General features: G+C 50.0%; 1 protein-coding gene. It reads left to right on the top strand.

All coding sequences use genetic code 11. The annotated features are described in order from the left end of the window. Positions 1-18: 18 nt before the first annotated feature. Positions 19-1,199: helix-turn-helix domain-containing protein (locus tag RDU59_12945; GenBank protein MDQ7839386.1), on the top strand; the 1,181-nt coding region annotated here is incomplete at its 3' end.

Below are 1,199 nucleotides of genomic sequence, written 5' to 3'. Positions count from 1 at the left end.
AAAGAAGAGGTATTGCCAATGCGCAAAAAGGCGTCTGTTAGTTCTGGAGTAAGCCACTTGGACCGCCTGCTCGGCGGTCTCTTCATCGGTGATAACGTGGTCTGGTATGATCATTCCGGCAGCCTGGCATCGGTCTTTTGTCTTAATTTTCTCCAGGCATCACTATCCAATCATAAGCCGGTAATTTATGTCACCTTTGACCGCTCCCCCAGAAACCTCCTTGATAAACTGGGTCCCCTGGCGGACAGCCCGAATCTTACTATCCTTGACGCCTTCACCTGCGGTAAGGGAGCATCCACCCCCGTCTTCATGAAATTCTACGAAGAACCTGATCCCGAACGCCTCTGCCATATCAGGAGGGTGGAAAAGCCGGGAGACATGGACTATGTAATAGAAGCCCTCTATGGGCTCCATGAGGCTTTAAGCGGAGATGTCCGTCTCGTATTTGAAAGTATCACGGGCATGCAAAAACTCTGGGGAGGGGAAGAGGCCGTACAGAAGTTTTATTCTCATTCCTGCCCCCGCCTCTATGAATTGAATACTATAGCCTACTGGATAATGGAAAAATTGGCTCACTCGCCCCAACTCAGGGCCCAGATCAATCAGATTGCCCAGGTGGCCATCGATCTTTCTATAAAAAGAGGCACCACAACCCTGACCATTCTAAAGGCCGAAGGTCGCAGCACAGCGGATATGCATGAACCTTGCCGCTACTGGACAAAAGGTCTCGCCATCACATTTGACAGGCAAAAACAAGGGGCCAATGGGATCAACCTGGGCTCTCGCGTCAAAGAACTCCGGATGAGACAGGGCTTATCTCAGGCTGAGCTTGCGAAACTAGTGGGAGTTACTCCCAGCACTATCTCCCAGGTAGAGACCGACATTATTTATCCCTCACTGCCGGCCCTTCTGAAGATGGCCGAGGTCCTTTCAGTTGATGTCGGTTCACTATTGCAACCGTCTTCAAGATCAGAAAAACAGATCATCTTCCCGGCTGCTGAGGCTGTAGAAGCAGGGTTTGAAGATATCCCTAGTGGATCGATCCAGGGTAAGCTTTTAACGCCGCCGGATTTTCAGGGCAACATGGAACCCTATATCATTGAAATAGAGCCCCACCAGGAGCTGCCTGCCCATTTTTTCCTTCACAAAGGCGAGGAGATAGGCTATGTCCTTTCAGGCAAATTAAAAATGGTTATCAG

It is taken from the genome of Thermodesulfobacteriota bacterium, from assembly GCA_031082315.1.
In the GTDB taxonomy this organism is placed as follows: domain Bacteria; phylum Desulfobacterota; class QYQD01; order QYQD01; family QYQD01; genus QYQD01.
Note: the sequence above shows the minus strand (reverse complement) of the source record. Positions and strands in the feature narration are given on the sequence as shown.